Here is a 21,102-nt window from a genome sequence, read left to right on the forward strand (position 1 = left end):
CCATGTCCCCGGTCCATACACTGCGCCGCCTTGGGGCGGCCCGGCGGCGGCGCGGCTATTCTTCTGTGGGTCCCTAGGCTGCGCACGCGTTGCGTGCTTGCAGCCCCTCGGAGGCGCTTCGGGGGGAGCTTGATGTAGCATACGGACACTATGCCAATTAACGTACCCATTATCCTGACATGGCTGCGCATCGCCATGATTCCGCTGGTGGTCGGGCTGTTCTACTTGCCCGACAGCTGGATGTCCGTGCCTACGCGCGACACCCTGGCTGCCTGGGCCTTCATCATCGCGGCCCTGACCGACTGGTTCGACGGCTGGCTGGCCCGCCGCTGGAACCAGACGTCCGCGTTCGGCGCTTTTCTCGATCCCGTGGCCGACAAGCTGATGGTTTGCGCCGCGCTGATCGTCCTGCTGGATCTCAGCCGCGTCGACGCCTTCATCTCGCTGATCATCATCGGCCGGGAAATCACGATTTCCGCCCTGCGCGAATGGATGGCCAAGATCGGCGCCAGCGCCAGCGTGGCGGTGCATCGATTGGGTAAATTCAAGACGGCCGCGCAGATGGTCGCCATTCCCTGCCTGCTGTACAACCAGCCGGTCTACGGTGTCAGCACCAAGTTGCTGGGCGATGTGCTGATCGTCGTCGCGGCTGTGCTGACGGTGTGGTCCATGCTGTATTACCTGCAACGCGCCTGGCCCGCCATCCGCGAAAAAGCGCTGTAGCACCGGGGTTCGCCCCGAAATACCAGAATGCGGCCTCCGGACCCGGACGCCGCCGGAGACAACCCGCGCGGCGCCGCAGGCGCCCGCACCTTGCCGCCGCCCGCGGCCTTTTGCGATGAATACCGCTGCGAATACCCTGGCCATGGACGCCGCCGTCCGCCGGCGCGATTGGAAGATCATCCTGCTGATCGGGGTGGCGCATGCCTCCTCGCACTTTTTCCAGCTGGTGCTGCCGTCGCTATACGTCTCCCTGGGCAACGAGTTCGGCCTGGACTTCGCGCGGCTGGGGCTGCTGGTTTCCACCTTCTATGTGGTGTCGGGCATCGGGCAGGCGTCTTCGGGCTTCGTGGTCGATCGCATCGGCGCGCGGCCGGTGCTGTGGTTCGGGTTGGCGTGCTTCGTGCTGTCGGGCCTGCTGATCGGCTCGGCCACGGGCTACGCGATGCTGATCGCGGCGGCGGTGGTGGGCGGCGTCGGCAATTCGGTGTTCCATCCGGCCGACTATTCCATCATCAACCATCGCATCACCGCGCCGCGGCTGGGGCACGCTTTTTCCACGCACGGGCTGACGGGCAACCTGGGCTGGGCGCTCACCCCCGTTTTCATCACGACCATCACCTTGCTGGCCGACTGGCGGGCGGCGGCCTACAGCGCCGCCGGTCTGGTGGCGCTGGTGCTGCTCTTGACCGTGCTGGGACGGGACCTGCTCGGCGGCCCGCTGCCGCAGGACGGCCAGACGGATGCCGCGGCCGGCAAACCCGCCGCCAAGCCGGCCGCCAAGCCGCAGGAGGGCGTGCTGACCACCCTGGCGACGCTGCTGTCCAAGCCTGCGCTGTGGGGCGCTTTCCTGTTCTTCGCCTGCACCTCCATCGCCTTGTCGTCGGTGCAGAACTACACCATTCCGCTCCTGGGCCAGCTGTACGACCTGTCCAAGGTCGCCGCCAGCTCGGCGCTGTCGGGCTATATGGTGGCCTCCGCGGTCGGCATGGCCGCGGGCGGCTTCCTCGTGTCGGCCAATCCGCGCACCGAGCGCACCGTCATGGTGGCGCTGATCCTGGCGGGCCTGACCCTGGTCGTCCTGGCCCTGGGCCTGGTGCCTGCGGTGCTGGCCGCGCCCGTGGTCGCCCTGGCGGGCTTCTGCTCCGGCGTGGCGGCGCCCTCGCGCGACATGCTGATCCGCCGCGTGACGCCCAAGGGCTCTACCGGATCCGTCTATGGGCTGGTCTATTCCGGCATGGACGTGGGCTCGGCCCTTGGGCCGCTGGCCTTCGGCCTGCTGCTGGACGCCGGCCTGCGCCAGGGCCCCTGGGTGGGCGCGGGCGTGGCCTTTGCCGCCGCGGCCCTGCTGGCCCAATGGATCGCCGTGCAGGCGCGGCGGGCAGAGCCTGCCGCCGCGAGCGGAGCGGCGGCGCGTTCCTGAACCTTGCGGGCGGGCCGCGCCGCCGTTTGACGCGGCGCAAGGCCTGGACGGTTTCAGCCTGATGTAATAACCATATGAATGAAGAGGTTATTACCCAGGAGAAGCACATGAATAAGGCAAGCGCATTGCTGGCGGCGGGGATCGCCTTGGCCTGTTGGAACCCTTTGGCGTCGGCGGCCTCGCAGGAACCGATACAGCCGGTGGAACCGGCCGTCATCAAGGAACCGGCCAAGGTGGAACTTGGCAAGAAGCTGTTTTTCGACCCGCGCCTGTCGCGGTCCGGCGCGATTTCCTGCAATTCCTGCCATAACCTCGCCATGGGCGGATCGGACAACCTCAAGGCGTCCATCGGCCACAAATGGCAGCAGGGCTCGATCAATTCGCCCACGGTGCTCAACTCCAGCCTGAATATCGCCCAGTTCTGGGACGGCCGCGCCAAGGACCTGCGCGAGCAGGCGGGCGGCCCGATCGCCAATCCCATGGAAATGGCTTCCACGCACGAACTGGCCATCCAGGTCCTGAACTCCATTCCGGGCTACCGGGCGGAATTCAAGCAGGTTTTCGGCAAGGACCGGATCACGATCGACGAGGTGACGGGCGCGCTGGCCGCGTTCGAGGAAACGCTGGTGACGCCCAACTCACGGTTCGACCAATGGCTGCGCGGCGACAAGAAGGCGCTGACTGTGCGTGAGGCGGCCGGCTACGAGCTCTTCAAGAACAGCGGTTGCGTTGCATGCCACAACGGCGTGGCGGTGGGCGGCAATTCGTTCCAGAAAATGGGCCTGGTCGCGCCCTACCAGACGGCGAACAAGGCCGAAGGCCGCGCCGCCGTCACGGGCAAGGATGCCGACCGCTTCAACTTCAAGGTGCCTACGTTGCGCAACGTGGCGCTGACCTATCCGTACTTCCATGACGGCGAGGCGGCCACGCTGACGCAGGCGGTGGACGTGATGGGCCGGCTGCAGCTGGGCCGGACCTTCACGCCGGACGAGAACGCTCAGATCGTGGCCTTCCTGAAAACGCTGACGGGCGACCAGCCGGCGATCCAGTACCCGGTGCTGCCGCCGTCGGAGGACGATACGCCCAGGCCCGAACCCTTCCTGAAGTAGCGGGCGCGGGGACGGCTACTGGCGGACGGTGCGCAAGTCCGCCGGAGGCCCTGCCTCGAAGTTGCTGCGCCAGGGGTTGATGTCCAGGCCGCCCCGGCGGGTGTAGCGCGCGTAGACCGTCAACTGCTCGGGCCGGCAGGCCTGCATGATGTCGGTGTAGATGCGCTCGACGCAATGCTCGTGGAATTCCGCATGCTGGCGGAACGACACGATATAGCGCAGCAGCGATTCGCGGTCTATGGGCGCGCCGCGGTAGCGGATCTGCACGCTGGCCCAGTCGGGCTGGCCCGTCACGGGGCAGTTCGATTTCAGCAGGCGCGATGCCAGCGTTTCCTCGACCGGATCGCCGGGCCGCGTGCGCAGCACTTCCGGCGCCGGCTCGTAGGTATCGATCTCGATGTCGAGCTTATCGATATAGACGCCGTCCAGTTCGCCCATCTGCAATTCGGAGAAACGCTGGGGCAGGAAGAAGTCCAGCCCCACGGGGGCGCCGGCGGCGGCGCTCAGATCGCGCTCCAGCCGGCCGCGCAACGCGGCCGAATTGACCAGCCGTGTCTGGTTGAACGAATTCAGATAAAGCTTGAAGGACTTGGACTCGATGATGTTGGGGCTGTCCGCCGGCACCGAGAACGTGGCCATGGCGATGCGGGGCTTGCCCTTGGCGTCCAGCCACGACAGCTCGTAGGCGTTCCACAGGTCCACGCCCTTGAAGGGCAGCTTGCCCTCGGCGAGGTTCAGGGCGGCCCGGTTGTGCGAGCGCGCGATGGGGAAGAGCAGCGTCGGGTCGTACTGCGAAACGTAGGACACGCTCTGGCCGAGCGGACCGTGGGACAAGGTCATGGCGGAATCACGGAAAACAGGGGAATGGACGCATTGTAGGCCGTCGGCGGAGTACGAATTTTTGCATTGTGAAATGTAACCTTCGCCATATGAAAGTGCCTGCTGCGTAGCAGCGCCAGGCCATTTCACAGATGACAATTGCGTTTCGTGATACGAAATCAAGTTTATAAGTGGCTGATTTTAATGGATAATATTTTTCGTCTTGTATAAGACATAAGCTCACCTTGCTCTGCAGCAGAGACTTAGACTTTCTCCAACGATTCACGCAATGCAAGACGCGAATCCTTTGAAGTCTTTCCCATCACTGACCAGGAGCATCACCATGAGCACCCGCGAAACCGAAATCCGCAATCTGCAGAAGGACTGGGCCGAGAACTCCCGCTGGCAGGGCATCAAGCGCGACTACAGCGCCGAGGACGTCATCCGCCTGCGCGGCTCCATCGGCGTGGAACACACGCTGGCGCGCCGCGGCGCCACCCGGCTGTGGGAACTCCTGCACAGCGAACCGTTCGTGAATTCGCTGGGCGCCCTGACCGGCAACCAGGCCATGCAGCAGGTCAAGGCCGGCCTCAAGGCCATCTACCTGTCCGGCTGGCAGGTCGCCGGCGACGCCAACCTGGCTGGCGAAATGTATCCCGACCAGTCCCTGTACCCCGCCAATTCGGTGCCGCAGGTGGTCCGCCGCATCAACAACTCGCTGTCCCGCTGCGACCAGATCCAATGGATGGAAGGCAAGAACCCGGGCGACGAGGGCTACATCGATTTCTTCGCCCCCATCGTGGCGGATGCCGAAGCCGGTTTCGGCGGCGTGCTGAACGCCTTTGAACTGATGAAGGCGATGATCGAGGCGGGCGCCGCCGGCGTGCACTTCGAGGACCAGCTGGCTTCCGTGAAGAAATGCGGCCACATGGGCGGCAAGGTGCTGGTGCCCACCCGCGAGGCCGTGTCCAAGCTGGTGTCCGCCCGCCTCGCGGCCGACACGATGGGCACGCCCACCGTGTTGCTGGCCCGCACCGACGCGGACGCGGCGGACCTGGTGACCAGCGACGTGGATGAGAACGACCGTCCGTTCATCACGGGCGAGCGCACCGTGGAAGGTTTCTTCCGCACCAAGGCCGGCATCGACCAGGCGATCTCGCGCGGCCTGGCCTATGCGCCCTACGCCGACCTGATCTGGTGCGAAACGTCCACGCCCAACCTGGAATACGCTCGCAAGTTCGCCGAGGCCATCCATCGCCAATTCCCGGGCAAGCTGCTGGCGTACAACTGCTCGCCCTCGTTCAACTGGAAGAAGAACCTGGACGACGGCACGATCGCCAAGTTCCAGCGCGAGCTGGGCGCCATGGGCTACAAGTTCCAGTTCATCACGCTGGCCGGCTTCCATGCGCTGAACTACGGCATGTTCGAACTGGCCCACGGCTATGCCCGCCGCCAGATGAGCGCCTTCGTGGAATTGCAGCAGAAGGAATTCGCCGCCGCTGAAATGGGCTTCACCGCCGTGAAGCATCAGCGCGAAGTCGGCACCGGCTACTTCGACGCCGTCACGCAGACGATCGAAGGCGGCCAATCCTCGACCACCGCGCTGACGGGCTCCACCGAGGAAGCCCAGTTCGAGCACGGCAAGGCCCAGAAGGCCGCGTAATCGAGGATCGCAACAAGTTTGTGCGGTTGTAGTTGCTGTTGTAGGGTGGATTTGGGTGCCTCCGGGCACCCTTTTTTTTTGCCTGGATTTACTTAAAGCCCGAAGAACGCCGTGTACACCAGGCGTTCCTCCACGATGCGTCGCCGCCAGCCCGCCGAAAGCTACTCCGCGACCGCGGGAGCTCCGCCCAGCGCGGCCAGGCAGTCGTCCAACGGAGGGATGCCTTGCGCCAGCGCTTCGACCGTTGCGGCATCGACCCTGGCCAAGGGGGGAATCTCGGCCAGCACGCGCACGTTGCCGAACCGTTCGATGGCTTCCTTGTTGCCGGCCGAGAGCGGCCCGCTCATGATGACGCCCAGCACCGGGATGCCGCGGCGCCTGAGCGCCTCCAGGCTGAGCAGGGTATGGTTGATGGTGCCCAGCCCGCTGCGCGCCGCCAGGACCACGGGCATATCCAGCCGCGCGATCAGGTCGATCATCATGTGAGTGTCGTCGATGGGCACGTAGAGCCCGCCGGCCCCTTCCACGATCAGCGGCGCCTGGCTGGGGGGCGGCACGATGCTGGTGGCGTCGACGACGGCGTCTTCGAGCGTGGCCGCGGCCCAGGGAGACAAGGGCGCCTGCAGCACATACGCGGGCAGGTGCAGGCGTTCCGGAGGCAGCCCGGCCAATTGCGCCACGGTTTCCGTGTCGCCCGGCTCTTCCGACACGCCCGTCTGCACCGGTTTCCAATAGTCGGCGTTCCAGGCGCGCGCCAGGATGGCGGAGACGAGCGTCTTGCCGATGCCCGTATCGGTGCCGGTCACGAACACCCCCGCGGGGCGCGAATCAGATTTTTTCCACATGCCATAGGCCAGGTGATACGTCACCGTGGCTCCTTGTTCGTCAAACGCCGCCAGCACCCGGCGCAACCCGGCGGCGCTGAGCGGCTTGCTTCCCGGCGCCGGGGTGGTGGCGCCTATGCCCTTCAGGCCTTTCAAAAAATGCAGACCGTCAGGATGATTATGTAGCAGCCGTTCCGCGCGCACGCCACCCGCCAGATTGCCCATGTCCGGATGGATGGCGGCCGCGGGCGGATAGGCCGGCGTGGCCGCGTCCAGGCGGGCCGCGGCATGGGCCGCCCGCCACTCATGGAAGGTGTCCGCGGCCAGGGTCGCCACCGCCAGGCGGCCGCCGGGGGCCAGCAGCGAGGCCAGCCGGCCCAGGCCGGCGTTCAGGTCGGAAAACCATTGCACCGCCAGGCTGGAGCAGATCAGGTCATAGCCGCCGGGCAGGCCTTCGGGGTATTCGCCGTCCAGCAGCTGGTAGCGGACGATTCCGGGCAAGGGCGGCTGGCGCCGCGCCGCCTCCAGCATGCCGGGGGCGATGTCGGTCACCGTCCAGTCGGCGGGTCCGAGGCGGCGCGCCAGCGCTCGCGTCAGCAGACCCGTGCCGCAGCCGATTTCCAGGATGCGCGGGAACCGGGGCAGCGGCAGCAAGGCGATATCGCCAGCCAGCCGTTCCGCCGCGATGCGCTGCACGGGCGCGTGGTCATCGTAGTGCCGGGACGCCGCGCCGAAGCGCGCGCCAACCTGCGCGTTGCGCCGTGCCTGCGTCATGCTTGCGGCGCCACGCGGGAAACGAAGGCGCGGATGCGCGCGGCGCACCACGGCGCGTCGGAAACGGGCAGCAGGTGCCCGCCGCGTTCGCGCCAGCACAGCTCGCCGGAGGGGCGTCCCGCGAACAGCGCCCGCGTCATCGGAGCGGGGACGATGGGATCCTCTACGCCGGCCAGGGCCAGCAGCGGCACGGGTAGCGCGGCCAGAGCAGCGCGCCGGTCGTCGTCTCGCAGGGCATGCAGGTCGCGGCCGAGGGGTTCGACCCGGGGAGCCCCGAACGGCGACGCCGCGCCGCAGCGCTGGCGGAAATCGCGCAGCACCGCCGCCGGGTCCGCCGACAAACGCTTGATCATGCGGTCCAGCATGCGGGCGGGCACGCCCTCATCGAAGCCGGGCGCGGCGGCGAAGCGCGGGAAGCCGTTGATGGAAACCAGGCCCAGGCAGGCCTGCGGCAATTGGCGCAGCAGCCGCAGCGCGCCCAGCGAGTGGCCGATGGCGATCACTGGGCCCGAGACGTGCGCCTCTTGCTCCGGGCCGAAGTAGCCTGCGTCGAAGACGGCCTGCGGCCAGTCGTCCAGCTCGGCGCGCAGCGTCGTCCAGACCGAAGCGTCGAAGGCCCATCCGTGGACGAAGAGCAGGGTGGGGCGCGCCGGCGGCGCCGGGACGGGGCCGGGCATCACGCCAGCACCGCGGCAAAGCCGTCGATCAGCCGGGAGACGTCGGCGTCCCGGTGCGCGGCGCTGAGCGTGACGCGCAGGCGGCTGGTGCCGGCGGGCACGGTGGGCGGGCGGATCGCCACGGCCAGCAGGCCGCGCTGCTCCAGTCCGGCCGCCATCTCCAGCGCGCGCGCTTCGTCGCCGACGAGCGCCGGCACGATCTGGGTGGAGGAAGCGCCGGTGTCCAGCCCCATTTCCCGCAGGGCGGCGCGCAGGCGGTCCCCGGCGGCCGCCAGGCGGGCGCGCTCGTGATCCATCGCGGGGACCAGGTCCAGCGCCGCGTCCATGGCGCCCAGCACGGCGGGCGGCAGCGCCGTCGTGTAGATGAAGCCCGAGCAGGCATTGAGCAGGTAGTCGCACAGGGCGCGCGAGCCGGCGACATAGGCGCCGAACCCGCCCAGCGCCTTGCTGAACGTGCCCATCGCCAGGTCGATCCGCCCCGGCGCCAGGCCCGCCAGGCCCATCCCGCCCGGGCCGAGCACGCCGGTGGCGTGCGCTTCGTCCAGGTAGACGAACGCCTGGTAGCGGTCGGCCAGGCCGGCCAGGCGCGCCACGTCGGTCCGGTCTCCGTCCATGCTGAACACGCTTTCCGTGACGATGAAGCGGGAGACGGGCTTGCCCGGCTGCGCATCGGCCCGCGCCGCCATCAGGCTTTCCAGGTGGTCCAGGTCGTTGTGCCGGAACCGGATCTGCCTGACGCCGGCCGCCTGGCACCCGTGGTGCAGGCTGGCGTGGTTGAGTTTGTCGGCGTAGAGCTCGACGTCGCCCTGGCTGGCGGCCGCCCGCAGCAGCGCGGGCAGCACGGCGGCGTTGGCCTGCCAGCCCGAGGCCAGCAGCAACGCGGCTTCCGTGCCTTTCAGGCGGGCGAGCTTGGCTTCCACCTGCTCGTGCAGGTCCAGGTTGCCGCAGACCAGGCGCGAGGCCTGGGCGCCGGCCCCGTGGCGGGCCGCCCATTCGCGGGCGCGTTCGACCAGCAGCGGATGCCGGGCCAGGCCGAGATAGTCGTTACTGGAGAAGTTCAGGATAGGCGCGCCGCCCAGCACGATGTGTCCGGGAGCAGCGGCGGTGGCCGTGCGCAGGCGGCGGCGCACGCGGCGCGCTTCCGCACGCGCCAATTCGGAGGTAAACAGTGAATCCAGCTTTGACATCGGCCCATCCGGCGGCAGCCCGGCCAGGGCCTGCGCGAAGCGCCAATTGGTGCAAGCAGGTCCTCGGCCAGGCCGTAGAATGCGGGCCATTGTAGTGGAGGCGGACGCCGCCCTCTCCCGGCAGCGCCGGGGCGGGCGCCACGGGCCGCCGGTTTTCAGGAGGTAATCCATGCAAATGCCCGATTGGGCGGCCCGGGGGCAGCCCCATATCTGGCTTCCCTATGCCCAGATGAAGACGGCGACGCCGCCCTTGCCCGTGGTGCGAAGCCACGGCAGCCGGCTGGAACTGGCCGACGGCCGCAGCTTGATCGATGGGGTGGCCTCCTGGTGGACAGCATGCCACGGCTACAACCATCCGCACATCGCGCAGGCGGTCCGGGCCCAGCTGGAAGCCATGCCGCACGTGATGTTCGGCGGGCTGACGCACGAACCCGCGCTGACCCTGGCGCGCCGGCTGGCCGGCCTGCTCGGGCCGGGGCTGGACCGTGTCTTCTATACGGATTCGGGCTCGGTGGCGGTCGAGGTCGCCATGAAGATGGCCTTGCAGTTCTGGTTGAACCAGGGCGAGCGCGGCCGTGACCGTTTCCTGGCGTTCCGGGGCGGCTATCACGGAGATACATTCGGCACCATGGCGGTGTGCGATCCGGAGGACGGCATGCATAGCCTGTTCCGGGGCATGCTGGCCGAGCACGACATCCTCGACCTGCCGCGCGGCGACGCGGAGCTGGCCGCGCTGGAGGCCCACCTGGATAAGCATGGCGAGCGGCTGGCTGGGATCCTGGTCGAGCCGCTGGTGCAGGGCGCGGGCGGCATGCTGCTGCACAGCCCGGAAGTGCTGCGGCGGCTGCGCCGCCTGGCCGACCGGCACGGCCTGCTGCTGATCTTCGACGAGATCTTCACCGGCTTCGGGCGGACGGGCACGATGTTCGCGTTCGAACAGGCCGGCATCCGGCCGGACATCCTGACCCTGTCCAAGGCCCTGACCGGCGGCACCTTGCCGCTTGCCGCCACCGTGGCCAGCAGCCGGGTGTTCGATGCCTTCTGGTCCGACGATCCCTCGCACGCGCTGATGCACGGCCCCACCTTCATGGGCAATGCGCTGGCCTGCGCGGCGGCCAATGCCTCGCTGGACCTGTTCGAGACCGAGCCGCGCCTGGCGCAGGCCGCGGCCATCTCCGAGGCGCTGGCGGCAGGGCTGGAGCCGTGCCGCGAACTCGGCTGGGTGCGCGACGTGCGGGTGCTGGGCGCCATCGGGGTGGTGGAACTGGACGGCATCGCCGACCGCGAGGGCCTGAAACGGCGCCTGGTGGAAGCCGGCGTCTGGGTGCGGCCCTTCGGCAACGTCGTCTACCTGACTCCGGCGCTGACCATCGGCGAGGATGAACTGGCCAGCCTGATGCGGGCCGTGGCCGGCGTGCTGGGCCGCCAGCGCCCCTGATCCCCGGCGGCACGGGGATCAGGCAAGCCGGATCGGGCGCCTTGATTCAGATCAAGGCATGGGCGCGGCGCGCTGGTTACCATCGGCGCATGCGAGCAAAATCGATCTTCGCCGTCCCGGCGGCCCTGTCCCAGCCAGAACGCCAGCAGCGCCGCCATGCGCTGGTGCGCCTGTCGCTGGCGTGGCTGGCGATGATGCAGGTCATGATGTTCGCCTGGCCCGGCTACCTGCGGCACGAGAGCATGCCGGCGGACGCGCTGGAAACGCTGGACTGGGCCATCGTTCTGATGAATTGGGCCAGCCTGGCGCTGACCGTGCCCGTGGTGCTGTATTCGGCCTGGCCGATCTGGCGCCACGCGGGCGACAACCTGCGGCGAGGCCGCGCCGGCATGGACGTGCCGGTGGCGCTGGGCATCGTCGCCGCCTTCATCCCGAGCGTCCACGCCACCTATACCGGCCGGGGCGAGGTCTATTTCGATTCGGTCACGATGTTCGTGGCCTTCCTGCTGACCGCGCGCTACCTGGAACTGTGCGCCCGCCAGTCCTTCGGCGGCGCGGCCGGCGGGCTGCGCCATGAGCGCGTGGAGGCGCAGCGGCTGGAGCTCGGCGCCCGCGCCGACCGCCTGGCCTCGCGCTTCGTGATGGCGCAGGTTGCGCTGGCGCTTGCGGCCGCGGCTGCCTGGGCCTGGATCGACCCGGCCCACAGCATCCCCGTGATGGTGGCCCTGCTGGTGATGAGCTGCCCCTGCGCCATGTCGATGGCGGTGCCCACCGCCATGGCCTCCGCGCATTCGGCGCTGGCCGCCCATCCCAACATGCCCGACGCCGCGCTGGACGCACTGCTTGCCGAGGCGCGGCGCAAGGCCCGCCAGAATCTCAACGGATCGCTGGTCTGGCATCTGCTCATGACGCCGCTGGCGCTGGTCGGCTGGGTCACGCCGTGGCTGGCCGCGATCACCATGCTGGTGTCGTCGCTGGCCGTCGCCTACAACTCCTGGCGTCTGTGCCGCCGCGACTGGTCCGGCGCGCCGTCGGGAGCCGCGCTGGAAGCGGCTTCATGACCATCCTCTATCTGCTGCTGCCCTTGTCCCTGTTGTTCGTGCTCGCCATCGGCGTGACGCTCTGGTGGGCCGTCTTCAACGGCCAGTACGACGACACCGATGACGCCGGCACGGCCATCCTGCGCGACGACGACAGCGGCCCCGCCGGCCGCGGTTGAGGGCCGGCCGCATCCGCGGCCCCGCCATAGATCCGTTGCGCAATCCGCGCGTTCCCCTGTACTGCCTGTAGGGTTTGATCCAAATCAACGTCCGTTTATCCGCCAGCCCCCATCATTGCAACCTGGATCTATTTGTTTCTCTTTAGGGGTAGGGTGATGAACGATTGCACAGCAATCGCAAGCAAGGCCGATACCTTCAACTACAAGATCGTGAGGCAGTTCGCACTCATGACGGTAGTCTGGGGCATCGTCGGCATGGCTGTGGGCGTATTTATCGCCGCGCAGTTGATCTGGCCGCAGCTGAACTTCGATATCGCATGGTTGTCGTACGGCCGCCTGCGCCCGCTGCATACCAACGCGGTCATTTTCGCGTTCGGCGGCAGCGCGCTGTTCACGACGTCGTACTACGTGGTCCAGCGCACCTGTCAGGCGCGCCTGTTCTGCGGCCCGCTGGCCGCGTTCACGTTCTGGGGCTGGCAGATCGTCATCGTCGCCGCCGCCATCACCCTGCCCATGGGTTTCACCAGCAGCAAGGAGTACGCCGAGCTGGAATGGCCCATCGACATCCTGATCACGCTGGTCTGGGTGGCCTACGCCATCGTGTTCTTCGGCACGATCGTCAAGCGCCGGTCCAAGCACATCTACGTGGCCAATTGGTTCTTCGGCTCGTACATCCTCACGATCGCCATCCTGCATATCTTCAATAACATCGAGATGCCGGTTTCGCTGTGGAAGTCCTACTCGGCCTACGCCGGCGTGCAGGACGCCATGGTGCAGTGGTGGTACGGCCACAACGCCGTCGGCTTCTTCCTGACCACAAGCTTCCTGGGCATGATGTATTACTTCGTGCCGAAGCAGGCCGGTCGCCCCATCTATTCCTACCGCCTGTCCATCGTCCACTTCTGGGCGCTGGCGTTCACGTACATGTGGGCGGGCCCGCACCACCTGCTGTACACCTCGCTGCCCGACTGGACCCAGTCGCTGGGCATGACCTTCTCGCTGATCCTGCTGGCGCCGTCGTGGGGCGGCATGATCAACGGCATCATGACCCTGCAGGGCGCCTGGTACAAGCTGCGCACCGACCCGATCCTGAAGTTCATGGTGACGGCGCTGTCGTTCTACGGCATGTCGACCTTCGAAGGCTCGATGATGTCGATCCGCACGGTCAACGCGCTGTCGCACTACACGGACTGGACCATCGGCCACGTGCACTCGGGCGCGCTGGGCTGGGTCGCCATGATCTCCTTCGGTTCGCTCTACTACCTGATTCCGCGCCTCTACGGCCGCGAAAAGATGTACAGCGTGAAGGCCATCGAACTGCACTTCTGGATCGCGACCATCGGCGTGGTGCTCTACATCGCCGCCATGTGGATCGCCGGCGTGCAGCAAGGCCTGATGTGGCGCGATACCGCCGCCGACGGCACCCTGGTGTACAGCTTCGTCGAAGAACTGAAGACGCGGGTTCCGTATTACCTGATCCGCCTGCTGGGTGGCACGCTGTTCCTGTCGGGTGTGTTCGTCATGGCCTGGAACGTGTGGATGACGGTGCGCGGCGCGCGCCCGGTCAACCCCGCCATTCCGCAAGACGATCCCCATGCCGCGCGTCCGTCGGTCCCCGCGACCGCCGTGCCGGCCACTGCTTGACGAGGACATCATGGCCAAAAAGCAACACGGCTTCTTTTCTCACGAGACGCTCGAGAAGAACATCGGCTGGATGATCATCGCCAGCATCCTGGTGGTGTCCTTCGCGGGCCTGGTTCAGATCATTCCGCTGTTCTTCCAGCACAGCACGACCCAGGCCGTCGCGGGCGTCGAACCGTACAGCCCGCTGCGGCTGATGGGCCGCGACGTCTACATTCGCGAAGGCTGCGTCGGCTGCCACTCGCAGCAGGTGCGCGTGCTGGCCGCAGAGGTGCAGCGCTACGGTTCGTACTCGGTCGCGGCGGAATCGGTCTTCGACCATCCGTTCCTGTGGGGCTCCAAGCGCACCGGTCCCGACCTGGCGCGCGTGGGCGAACGCTATTCCGACGACTGGCACCGCATCCACCTGCGCGATCCACGCAAGGTGGTGCCGGAGTCCAACATGCCCGCCTATCCCTGGCTGGAAAAGACGGTGATCACCGGCCAGAACGTGGACGAGCGCATGCGGGCCCTGCGCAAGCTGGGCGTGCCCTACACCGACGAGGAAATCGCGGCGGCGCCCAAGGCCATCGAAGGCAAGACCGAGGAAGACGCGCTGGTCGCCTACCTGCAGGGTCTGGGCGTCGGCGTGCGCAAGGCCAAGCAGGCGGAGCAGGCCGGGAAGGCGGCCCAGTCCGCCGCGCAGCCGGCCGCCACGGGAGGCTGACCATGCTGGGCTACCTGAGCGCAATCGTCACCGCCATCTCGATGGCAACCTTTTTCGGCATTGTCTGGTGGGCCTGCTCGCGCGGCCGCCAGAGCGCCAATCGCGAATCGGCCATGCTGCCGTTCGCACTGCCCGATGAATTCGGGCCGGCACAACAAGATGGAGCGAATCGGTCATGAGCGATTTCGTTAGCGGCTTTTGGGGGTATTTCATCTCGATCATCGCCGTGGGCGGCGTGCTCTGGTGCGTCTGGCTGCTGTACACGCAGCGCCGCTGGCTCAGCACCAGGCCGGCCAATGGCCAGGTCGAGGACACGGGCCACGTCTGGGACGGCGACCTGACCGAGCTCAACAACCCGGTGCCCGGCTGGTGGACCTGGATGTACCTGCTGGCCTGCGGCTTCGCGCTGGGCTACCTGTTCTTCATGCCGGGCCTGGGCGAATACAAGGGCCAGCTGGGTTACAGCAGCACGCAGGAAGTCGCGCAGCAGCAGGCCAGGATGGCCGAGGCCGTGCGGCCGATCTACGCGCGCTTCGAGACCATGGACATTCCGCAGATCGCCCAGGATCCCGGCGCCCGTGAAATCGGCCAGCGCCTGTTCCTGAACACCTGCGCGCAATGCCACGGTTCGGACGCCAAGGGCGGCCCCAGCTTCCCCAACCTGGCGGACGGAGACTGGCTGCACGGCGGCACTCCCGAGGCCATCACCCAGACCATCACGCATGGCCGCGTCGGCGTGATGCCGCCCTGGAAGGCGGCGATCGATCCCAAGACGGCCGGCGACATCGCCCAGTACGTGCGTTCGCTGTCGGGCCTGACGGCCGATCCGGTCCGCGTGTTCCGCGGCAAGCGCGAATTCGCCAACTTCTGCGTCGCCTGTCACGGCGTGGACGGCAAGGGCAACCAGGCCATGGGCGCGCCCAACCTCACGGACGACGTGTGGCTGTATGGCAGCTCCGAGGCGACCATCGTAAAGACGATCCTGGATGGCCGCGACAACCGCATGCCCGCGCACCAGGACATCCTGACGCCCGAGCAGATCAAGATCCTGACGGCGTGGGTCTGGGGCTTGTCGAACAAGCCCGGCGCGGCGCCCCAGGCAACGGCCGAGGCGGCGAAGTAAAGGGCATAAACGGCGCTTAAGTGGGAGCGCAAGGGCGGCTCCCACATCACTGGACTTACAGCAGGGAGCAGCAAATGGAAGATGGGTCAACCGCAAGCGTCGGCAATTCGCCTGGCGGTGACCCGCCGCCCTGGCGGCCGCACACGAGGCCGCCGCGTCCCGGACAGGAAACCCTGGAACAGACGCTGGCGGGCGTGCGCAGCAAGATCTACCCGCGGTCCGTCAGCGGCATCTTCGCCCGTTGGCGCATCGCGTTCGTTTTCATCACGCAGCTGGTTTTCTACGGCCTGCCCTGGCTGCAGTGGAACGGGCGCCAGGCCGTGCTGTTCGACCTGGGCGCGCGCAAGTTCTATCTCTTCGGCCTGGTGCTGTGGCCGCAGGATGTGGTCTACCTGGCCGTGCTGCTCGTCATATCGGCCCTGGCGCTGTTCCTGTTCACCGCGGTGGCGGGGCGCCTCTTCTGCGGCTATGCCTGTCCGCAGACCGTCTATACCGAGATCTTCATGTGGATCGAGCGCAAGGTCGAAGGCGACCGCATCGCGCGCATCCGCCTGGACGAATCGCCCTGGACCTGGCGCAAGGCCCGCCTGAAGCTGACCAAGCATTTCCTCTGGATCGCGCTGGCCTGGTGGACCGGCTCCACCTTCATCGGGTATTTCGCGCCCATCCGCGAACTGGGCCACGAGCTCTTCGCCCTGCAGCTGGGGCCCTGGCAGTGGTTCTGGATGCTGTTCTACGGCTTCGCCACCTGGGGCAACGCCGGCTTCATGCGCGAATCGGTGTGCAAATACATGTGCCCCTACGCACGTTTCCAGAGCGTGATGGTGGACCCGGACACCTTCGTGGTCACCTACGACAAGCGCCGCGGCGATCCGCGCGGCGGACGCTCGCGCAAGGTCGACCACAAGGCGGCAGGAATGGGCGATTGCGTCGATTGCAGCCTGTGCGTGCAGGTCTGTCCGACGGGCATCGACATCCGCGACGGCCTGCAATACATGTGCATCGGCTGCGGCGCCTGTATCGACGCCTGCGATCAGGTCATGGACAAGATGCAGTACGAGCCCGGGCTGATCCGCTACACCTCGGAGCGCGCGATGCTCGACGGCCTGTCCGCCAAGAGCGCGCGGTCCCATCTGCTTCGCCCGCGCGTGCTGATATACGGCACGCTGATCCTGGGGTTGGCCGTTGCGTTCGTGGTTTCGCTGGCCATGCGCAACCCCTTGCGGGTAGACATCATCCGCGACCGCGGCGCCCTGGGCCGCGAAGTGGCCGGCGGCCTGATCGAAAACGTGTACCGGCTCCAGATCATCAACACGTCCGACCAGCCCATGCACCTGCGCCTGTCCGCCGAGGGCATGCCGGGCCTGGCCGTGATGGCGGGCCAGCAGGGCTCCGACACGGTGGACGTGGAGCCGGCGGCCAACAAGCTGGTGCCGATGGTGATCCGCGCCCCGGCCGGCTCGCAACCCGGCGCCCATCCCATCACGCTGCGCGCGCGCGGCCAGGACGGCGAGAACCGCCAGATCGAAACCGACGAAGCCGCGAGCTTCTACGTCCCCGACTAAGCACTGAAAAGGATATGCCCATGAACGCCGCTCCCGCCGCGCAGCCCGTCAAGCCCTGGTACCGTGAGCCCTGGCCGTGGATACTCATGGCCGGGCCCTTCGCGGCCATGATCGGCTGCTTCGTCACGATCTATTTCGCGTTCACGAATTTCACCAACCAGCCGATCCAGGATGGCGTCGTCAAGCGCGGCCTGGTCGTCGAGCAGGCCGCTCCGAGCGCCAATCCGTAAACCGGGAGTGCACAGATGGGCTTGAGATCGTTGATGTGGATACTGTGGCCGTCGTTCCTGGCGGCAGCGGCGGGGAGCGCGCTGATCTTCGCCCTGATCGACCCTCTGGACGTGGCGATCTTCGGCCACGTGCCGACGGGGCGCATGGGCTTCTACACGGTGTCTTTCTTTGTGCTTTGGGTCATGGCGGGCCTGTCCAGCACGCTGACGGCCTACCTGATGCCCAAGCCCGACGAAGACGAGGACCTGTAGCCGCGCCCGCCGGGTTGCGGCCCCCCGGGAGGGCTAGACCTTCTTGACGAATTCCGACTTGAGGCTCATGGAGCCGAAGCCGTCGATCTTGCAGTCGATGTCGTGGTCGCTGTCGACGAGCCGGATGCCCTTGACCTTGGTCCCCATCTTGATCACGCCGCCGGACCCCTTCAGCTTCAGGTCCTTGATGACGGTGACGGTATCGCCGTCCTGCAGGACGTTGCCGGCCGAATCTCGGTAGACCTTGGCTTCCTCGGCGGCTTCGGCGGCCTGCTGCGGCCATTCGTGCGCGCATTCCGGGCAGATGTACAGGGCGCCGTCCTCATAGGTGAATTCGGACTGGCATTTCGGACAGGCGGGCAAGGCGCTCACGGGTAAACCTCTGGTGCAAAAACGGCGCGGTTCGCGCAACCCGCAAGTATACGGCGCGGCAGCCCTGCGGCCAGGTATCCGACACGCCCGGCCGACGCCAGTGTCAGACACGCCCGCCCGATGCCAGTGTCTGACACCCGTACGCGATGACGGTACGAATTGCAGCCGTGTCGCCGGGTGTCTGACACCCCGAGGGAAGAGATTGCCGTCCCGATCGGTGCCAGACACCCTGATGCGCTGCGTCAAGCCTGGCGCTTCGTGCAGTACGGGTGTCAGACACGTCCCGTCCCCTCCATTTCCAAAACACACTGTTCCGCCACGCCAAACAAGCCGCCGCGGCGCGGCGGGTAAAATTCCCGGCTATCGATCAATTGGGGGCGCGTGTGCAGCCGGTCATTTCAGTCCAGGATCTATCCAAACGGTACGCATCGGGATTTCAGGCGCTCAAGAACGTGAACCTGGATATCCAGCGCGGAGAAATCTTCGCCCTGCTCGGACCGAACGGAGCGGGCAAGACGACGCTGATCAGCATTATCTGCGGCATCGTCAATCCGACCGGGGGCAGGGTGCTGGCCGACGGCCACGACATCGTGTCCGAATTCCGCGCGGCGCGCGCCAAGATCGGGCTGGTGCCGCAGGAGATCTCCACCGACGCATTCGAAAGCGTCTGGAACACCGTCAACTTCAGCCGCGGGCTGTTCGGCAAGCCGGCCGACCACGCCTACGTCGAGAAGGTGCTGCGCGACCTCTCCCTCTGGGACAAGAAGGACAGCCGCATCATGGCGCTGTCGGGCGGCATGAAGCGCCGGGTCATGATCGCCAAGGCGTTGTCGCACGAGCCCGCGATCCTGTTCCTGGACGAACCCACCGCCGGGGTGGACGTGGAGTTGCGGCGCGGTATGTGGGAAATGGTGCGGCGGTTGCGCGAAAGCGGCGTCACCATCATCCTGACCACGCACTACATCGAGGAAGCCCAGGAAATGGCCGACCGGATCGGCGTGATCCGCAAGGGCGAGATCATCCTGGTCGAGGAAAAGAACGCGCTCATGAAAAAACTCGGCAAGCGCCAGCTGGCCCTCACCCTGAAGGCGCCGTTGCCCGGCATTCCGACGGCGCTCGACGGTTTTCAGCTGGACCTGTCGGCCGACGGCTACAAGCTGGTCTATACCTACGACAACCAGGGCGGCGGCGAGATCTCGCGGCTGCTGCATGAACTGGGCAGGCTGGAGATCGAGTTCACGGACCTGAATTCTTCCGAAAGCTCGCTCGAGGATATCTTTGTCAGCCTGGTGCACGGTCAATCATGAATTTCTACGCCATCCGCGCTATCTACCTGTTTGAAATGGCCCGCGCGTGGCGCACGCTGATGCAGAGCGTGCTGTCGCCCGTGATCTCCACGTCGCTGTACTTCGTGGTGTTCGGCTCCGCCATCGGCTCGCACATGGTCGAGATCGACGGCGTGAGCTACGGCGCCTTCATCGTGCCCGGCATGATCATGCTTTCGCTGCTGACGCAGAGCGTCGCCAATGCTTCCTTCGGCATCTACATGCCGAGGTTTTCCGGCACCATCTACGAAATCCACTCGGCGCCCATTTCCTATGTGGAGATCGTCATGGGCTACGTCGGGGCGGCCGCCAGCAAGTCCATCATCCTGGGGTTGATCATGCTGGCCACGGCGCGGCTGTTCGTGGCCTTCGAGGTGGCGCATCCCATCTGGATGCTGGCCTTCCTGGTCCTCACTTCCGTGACGTTCAGCCTGTTCGGCTTCATCATCGGCATCTGGGCCGACGGTTTCGAGAAGCTGCAGATCATTCCGCTCATGATCATCACGCCGCTGACCTTCTTGGGCGGCACTTTCTATTCCATCAAGATGCTGCCGCCGTTCTGGCAGGCCGTCACGCTGTTCAATCCGGTCGTGTACCTGGTCAGCGGGTTCCGCTGGGCGTTCTACGGAGTGGCCGACGTCAGCGTGGGCATCAGCGTGGGCATGACGCTGGCCTTCCTGCTGGCCTGCGTGCTGGGCGTGCGCTGGATCTTCAAGACGGGCTACCGGCTCAAGACCTAGCGCCGGCCCAGTCCGGCGTTCGGATCAGGGCGCGCAGACCGGCGCGGCGCGCGCCATGCCGCCGAAGGCGTCCAGCAGGCGTTCGCGCCAGGCGTGGACGGGATCGTCCTCGGCCAACAGCTCCAGGGGGAAGGTGCAACGGGCCCACATGAACATGCCGAACACCGCGTAGTCCGCGTAGGCGGGCTGCTCGCCGGACAGATAGGGTTGCCTGCCCAGCGTTTGCCGCAGCGGCAGCAGCGACGCGCGCAGCGCGGCGAGCTGCTCGTCCCGTATCGCGGGCAGGTCCTCCAGCTTGCCGAAGCGTTTTTCGCGCGTTGCGCGGAAGTAGTCCTTGTCCTTGTCGTGGATCAGGCCATGGATGCCGGGAAGCAGCAGGCGGGCCAGCGTGGGCACCAGCGTGGCGTCCGCCCAGGAGTTCGCAAAGAGGCTCAGCGCGCGGCCGGCCGCGCCGCCGAAGAGGGAGGGGCGCTCGGGGAAGGCTTCTTCGAGATAGCACGCGATCTGCCAGGAATCGCTTACCACATGCGTGCCATGCACCAGCACCGGCACCAGCTTCTGGCCGGAAAAGTCGATGGCCTCCTTCTCGGTGAAGCGCCAGGGCACGGTCGTGGCGGACAGGCCTTTGTGGGCCAGCGCCATGTGCGTTTTCCAGCAATGCGGGCTGAACCGCAGCGACGGGTCGGCGCCCGCCAGGTCATAAAGGGTGAGATCCGGGGTCAAGATTCCGCGCTCCTTGGACAGGACTGGGGGAGAAACGGAAACAGCATAACTGCAGAAAGAAAAAACGCCACGCTCCCGAAGGCGCGTGGCGTTTGCCGCGGCGGGGGGCGGGGCGGCATTACTTGGTGGCGGGACCGCCCTTGCTCAGGTTCATCACGCGTTGCTTGAGCTGGGGGTCCTGCTGCACGGCCTGGCCGATGCCGTTGAATTCCTCGACGGTCAGTCCGTCCGCGCGGACCAGTTGCACCATCTTGGCGTCGGCTTCCTGGACGACCTGCTGCTTGGCTTCGTCCGTCTTGGCGGCGTCGACCTTGGGCCGGTATTCGTCCACGACGCCGGAGATCTTCTGCGACGCCGACGCGAAGCGCTGCAATTGCTGGTCGGTCGGCTTGATCGCGGGCGGGGGCGCCATTTGCTGCTGGGCCTGGGCTTGCGCCTGGCTGGCCTGTTGCGCAAGGGCGGGGGCACCGGACAGCGCCGTCGTCAGCAGGGCGGCGGATAGGAATGCGTAAGTGGAACGCTGCATGAAACCTCCATGTTCCGGTTGAATGTCTGCCCATGATGACAATCGG

23 protein-coding genes are annotated in these 21,102 nt (G+C 66.7%); 16 read left to right on the plus strand and 7 right to left on the minus strand.

Translation table 11 applies throughout. The features are described from left to right. The first annotated feature begins 150 nt into the window (after positions 1 to 150). From pgsA to JL37_RS02780, 3 genes are all read left to right on the plus strand, one after another. A complete protein-coding gene (pgsA, locus tag JL37_RS02770) occupies positions 151 to 723 on the plus strand; it encodes a CDP-diacylglycerol--glycerol-3-phosphate 3-phosphatidyltransferase (RefSeq protein ID WP_043541846.1) in 573 nt (190 codons plus the stop codon). 115 nt (positions 724 to 838) lie between these two features. Continuing rightward, a complete protein-coding gene (locus JL37_RS02775; protein ID WP_043541847.1) occupies positions 839 to 2,143 on the plus strand; it encodes an MFS transporter in 1,305 nt (434 codons plus the stop codon). Between the two features lie 107 nt (positions 2,144 to 2,250). Further along, positions 2,251 to 3,252, plus strand: coding sequence for a cytochrome-c peroxidase (locus JL37_RS02780; RefSeq protein ID WP_043541848.1), 1,002 nt, complete (start codon positions 2,251 to 2,253; stop codon positions 3,250 to 3,252). Between the two features lie 15 nt (positions 3,253 to 3,267). Here the strand turns inward: JL37_RS02780 and queF are convergent, their stop codons facing one another. Further along, entirely contained in the window at positions 3,268 to 4,092 is an 825-nt protein-coding gene (gene queF / locus JL37_RS02785) for an NADPH-dependent 7-cyano-7-deazaguanine reductase QueF (protein WP_043541850.1), read from the minus strand. Between the two features lie 322 nt (positions 4,093 to 4,414). Between queF and aceA the strand changes: the two genes are divergently transcribed. Further along, positions 4,415 to 5,734 (plus strand): isocitrate lyase, encoded by a 1,320-nt coding sequence (aceA, locus tag JL37_RS02790; RefSeq protein ID WP_043541851.1) that lies wholly within the window; start codon positions 4,415 to 4,417, stop codon positions 5,732 to 5,734. A 161-nt stretch (positions 5,735 to 5,895) separates the two neighbouring features. Here aceA and bioD read toward each other — a convergent pair whose 3' ends face one another. From bioD to JL37_RS02805, 3 genes are read right to left on the minus strand one after another with little or no spacing between them, the layout of a single operon-like run. After that, positions 5,896 to 7,332, minus strand: a complete 1,437-nt coding sequence (gene bioD / locus JL37_RS02795; protein WP_043541852.1) for a dethiobiotin synthase — start codon at positions 7,330 to 7,332, stop codon at positions 5,896 to 5,898. Continuing rightward, positions 7,329 to 8,009, minus strand: coding sequence for an alpha/beta fold hydrolase (locus JL37_RS02800; protein ID WP_043541853.1), 681 nt, complete (start codon positions 8,007 to 8,009; stop codon positions 7,329 to 7,331). Before JL37_RS02800 ends, bioD begins: the two co-directional genes overlap by 4 nt. After that, positions 8,009 to 9,196 carry an aminotransferase class I/II-fold pyridoxal phosphate-dependent enzyme gene (locus tag JL37_RS02805; RefSeq protein ID WP_043541854.1) on the minus strand — a complete coding sequence of 396 codons (1,188 nt, stop codon included), beginning with the start codon at positions 9,194 to 9,196 and terminating at the stop codon, positions 8,009 to 8,011. The genes JL37_RS02800 and JL37_RS02805 overlap by 1 nt, the downstream gene beginning before the upstream one ends. 169 nt (positions 9,197 to 9,365) lie before the next feature. Here JL37_RS02805 and JL37_RS02810 point away from each other — a divergent pair, with 169 nt between their 5' ends. The 10 genes from JL37_RS02810 to JL37_RS02855 all read left to right on the plus strand — a co-directional run bounded on the left by JL37_RS02810 (position 9,366) and on the right by JL37_RS02855 (position 17,370). Further along, positions 9,366 to 10,634: an adenosylmethionine--8-amino-7-oxononanoate transaminase gene (locus JL37_RS02810; protein ID WP_043541855.1), complete on the plus strand. Its 1,269-nt coding sequence runs from the start codon at positions 9,366 to 9,368 to the stop codon at positions 10,632 to 10,634. Between the two features lie 89 nt (positions 10,635 to 10,723). Then, positions 10,724 to 11,695, plus strand: coding sequence for a membrane protein (locus tag JL37_RS02815; RefSeq protein WP_043541856.1), 972 nt, complete (start codon positions 10,724 to 10,726; stop codon positions 11,693 to 11,695). After that, the gene (gene ccoS / locus JL37_RS29895) at positions 11,692 to 11,853 is read left to right on the plus strand and encodes a cbb3-type cytochrome oxidase assembly protein CcoS (RefSeq protein ID WP_043541858.1); all 162 of its coding nucleotides are present in this window, start codon (positions 11,692 to 11,694) and stop codon (positions 11,851 to 11,853) included. Before JL37_RS02815 ends, ccoS begins: the two co-directional genes overlap by 4 nt. Before the next feature lie 156 nt (positions 11,854 to 12,009). Next, entirely contained in the window at positions 12,010 to 13,497 is a 1,488-nt protein-coding gene (gene ccoN, locus JL37_RS02825; protein ID WP_043541859.1) for a cytochrome-c oxidase, cbb3-type subunit I, read from the plus strand. Positions 13,498 to 13,507: 10 nt separating this feature from the next. Further along, a complete protein-coding gene (gene ccoO, locus JL37_RS02830; protein WP_043541860.1) occupies positions 13,508 to 14,200 on the plus strand; it encodes a cytochrome-c oxidase, cbb3-type subunit II in 693 nt (230 codons plus the stop codon). A gap of 2 nt (positions 14,201 to 14,202) precedes the next feature. After that, positions 14,203 to 14,379, plus strand: a complete 177-nt coding sequence (locus tag JL37_RS02835; protein ID WP_043541861.1) for a cytochrome oxidase — start codon at positions 14,203 to 14,205, stop codon at positions 14,377 to 14,379. Beyond that, entirely contained in the window at positions 14,376 to 15,323 is a 948-nt protein-coding gene (ccoP, locus tag JL37_RS02840) for a cytochrome-c oxidase, cbb3-type subunit III (protein ID WP_043541862.1), read from the plus strand. Before JL37_RS02835 ends, ccoP begins: the two co-directional genes overlap by 4 nt. A gap of 74 nt (positions 15,324 to 15,397) precedes the next feature. Further along, positions 15,398 to 16,888 carry a cytochrome c oxidase accessory protein CcoG gene (gene ccoG, locus JL37_RS02845; protein WP_043541863.1) on the plus strand — a complete coding sequence of 497 codons (1,491 nt, stop codon included), beginning with the start codon at positions 15,398 to 15,400 and terminating at the stop codon, positions 16,886 to 16,888. A gap of 20 nt (positions 16,889 to 16,908) precedes the next feature. Then, a complete protein-coding gene (locus tag JL37_RS02850; RefSeq protein ID WP_043541864.1) occupies positions 16,909 to 17,118 on the plus strand; it encodes a FixH family protein in 210 nt (69 codons plus the stop codon). Between the two features lie 15 nt (positions 17,119 to 17,133). Continuing rightward, on the plus strand, positions 17,134 to 17,370 hold the full coding sequence (locus JL37_RS02855; RefSeq protein ID WP_043541865.1) for a hypothetical protein: 237 nt from the start codon (positions 17,134 to 17,136) through the stop codon (positions 17,368 to 17,370). 33 nt (positions 17,371 to 17,403) lie between these two features. Here the strand turns inward: JL37_RS02855 and JL37_RS02860 are convergent, their stop codons facing one another. Next, complete coding sequence (locus tag JL37_RS02860) at positions 17,404 to 17,742, minus strand: zinc ribbon domain-containing protein YjdM (RefSeq protein ID WP_043541866.1); 339 nt, start codon at positions 17,740 to 17,742, stop codon at positions 17,404 to 17,406. A gap of 383 nt (positions 17,743 to 18,125) precedes the next feature. Between JL37_RS02860 and JL37_RS02865 the strand changes: the two genes are divergently transcribed. Then, complete coding sequence (locus tag JL37_RS02865) at positions 18,126 to 19,049, plus strand: ABC transporter ATP-binding protein (protein WP_043541867.1); 924 nt, start codon at positions 18,126 to 18,128, stop codon at positions 19,047 to 19,049. Beyond that, on the plus strand, positions 19,046 to 19,807 hold the full coding sequence (locus tag JL37_RS02870; protein ID WP_043541868.1) for an ABC transporter permease: 762 nt from the start codon (positions 19,046 to 19,048) through the stop codon (positions 19,805 to 19,807). Before JL37_RS02865 ends, JL37_RS02870 begins: the two co-directional genes overlap by 4 nt. 24 nt (positions 19,808 to 19,831) lie before the next feature. Here the strand turns inward: JL37_RS02870 and JL37_RS02875 are convergent, their stop codons facing one another. After that, positions 19,832 to 20,530: a glutathione S-transferase family protein gene (locus JL37_RS02875; RefSeq protein ID WP_043541870.1), complete on the minus strand. Its 699-nt coding sequence runs from the start codon at positions 20,528 to 20,530 to the stop codon at positions 19,832 to 19,834. A gap of 118 nt (positions 20,531 to 20,648) precedes the next feature. Continuing rightward, positions 20,649 to 21,056, minus strand: a complete 408-nt coding sequence (locus JL37_RS02880) for a DUF4168 domain-containing protein (protein WP_043541871.1) — start codon at positions 21,054 to 21,056, stop codon at positions 20,649 to 20,651. Between the last annotated feature and the right edge of the window lie 46 nt (positions 21,057 to 21,102).

This window comes from Achromobacter sp. RTa (assembly GCF_000757485.1).
GTDB lineage: Bacteria > Pseudomonadota > Gammaproteobacteria > Burkholderiales > Burkholderiaceae_B > Achromobacter.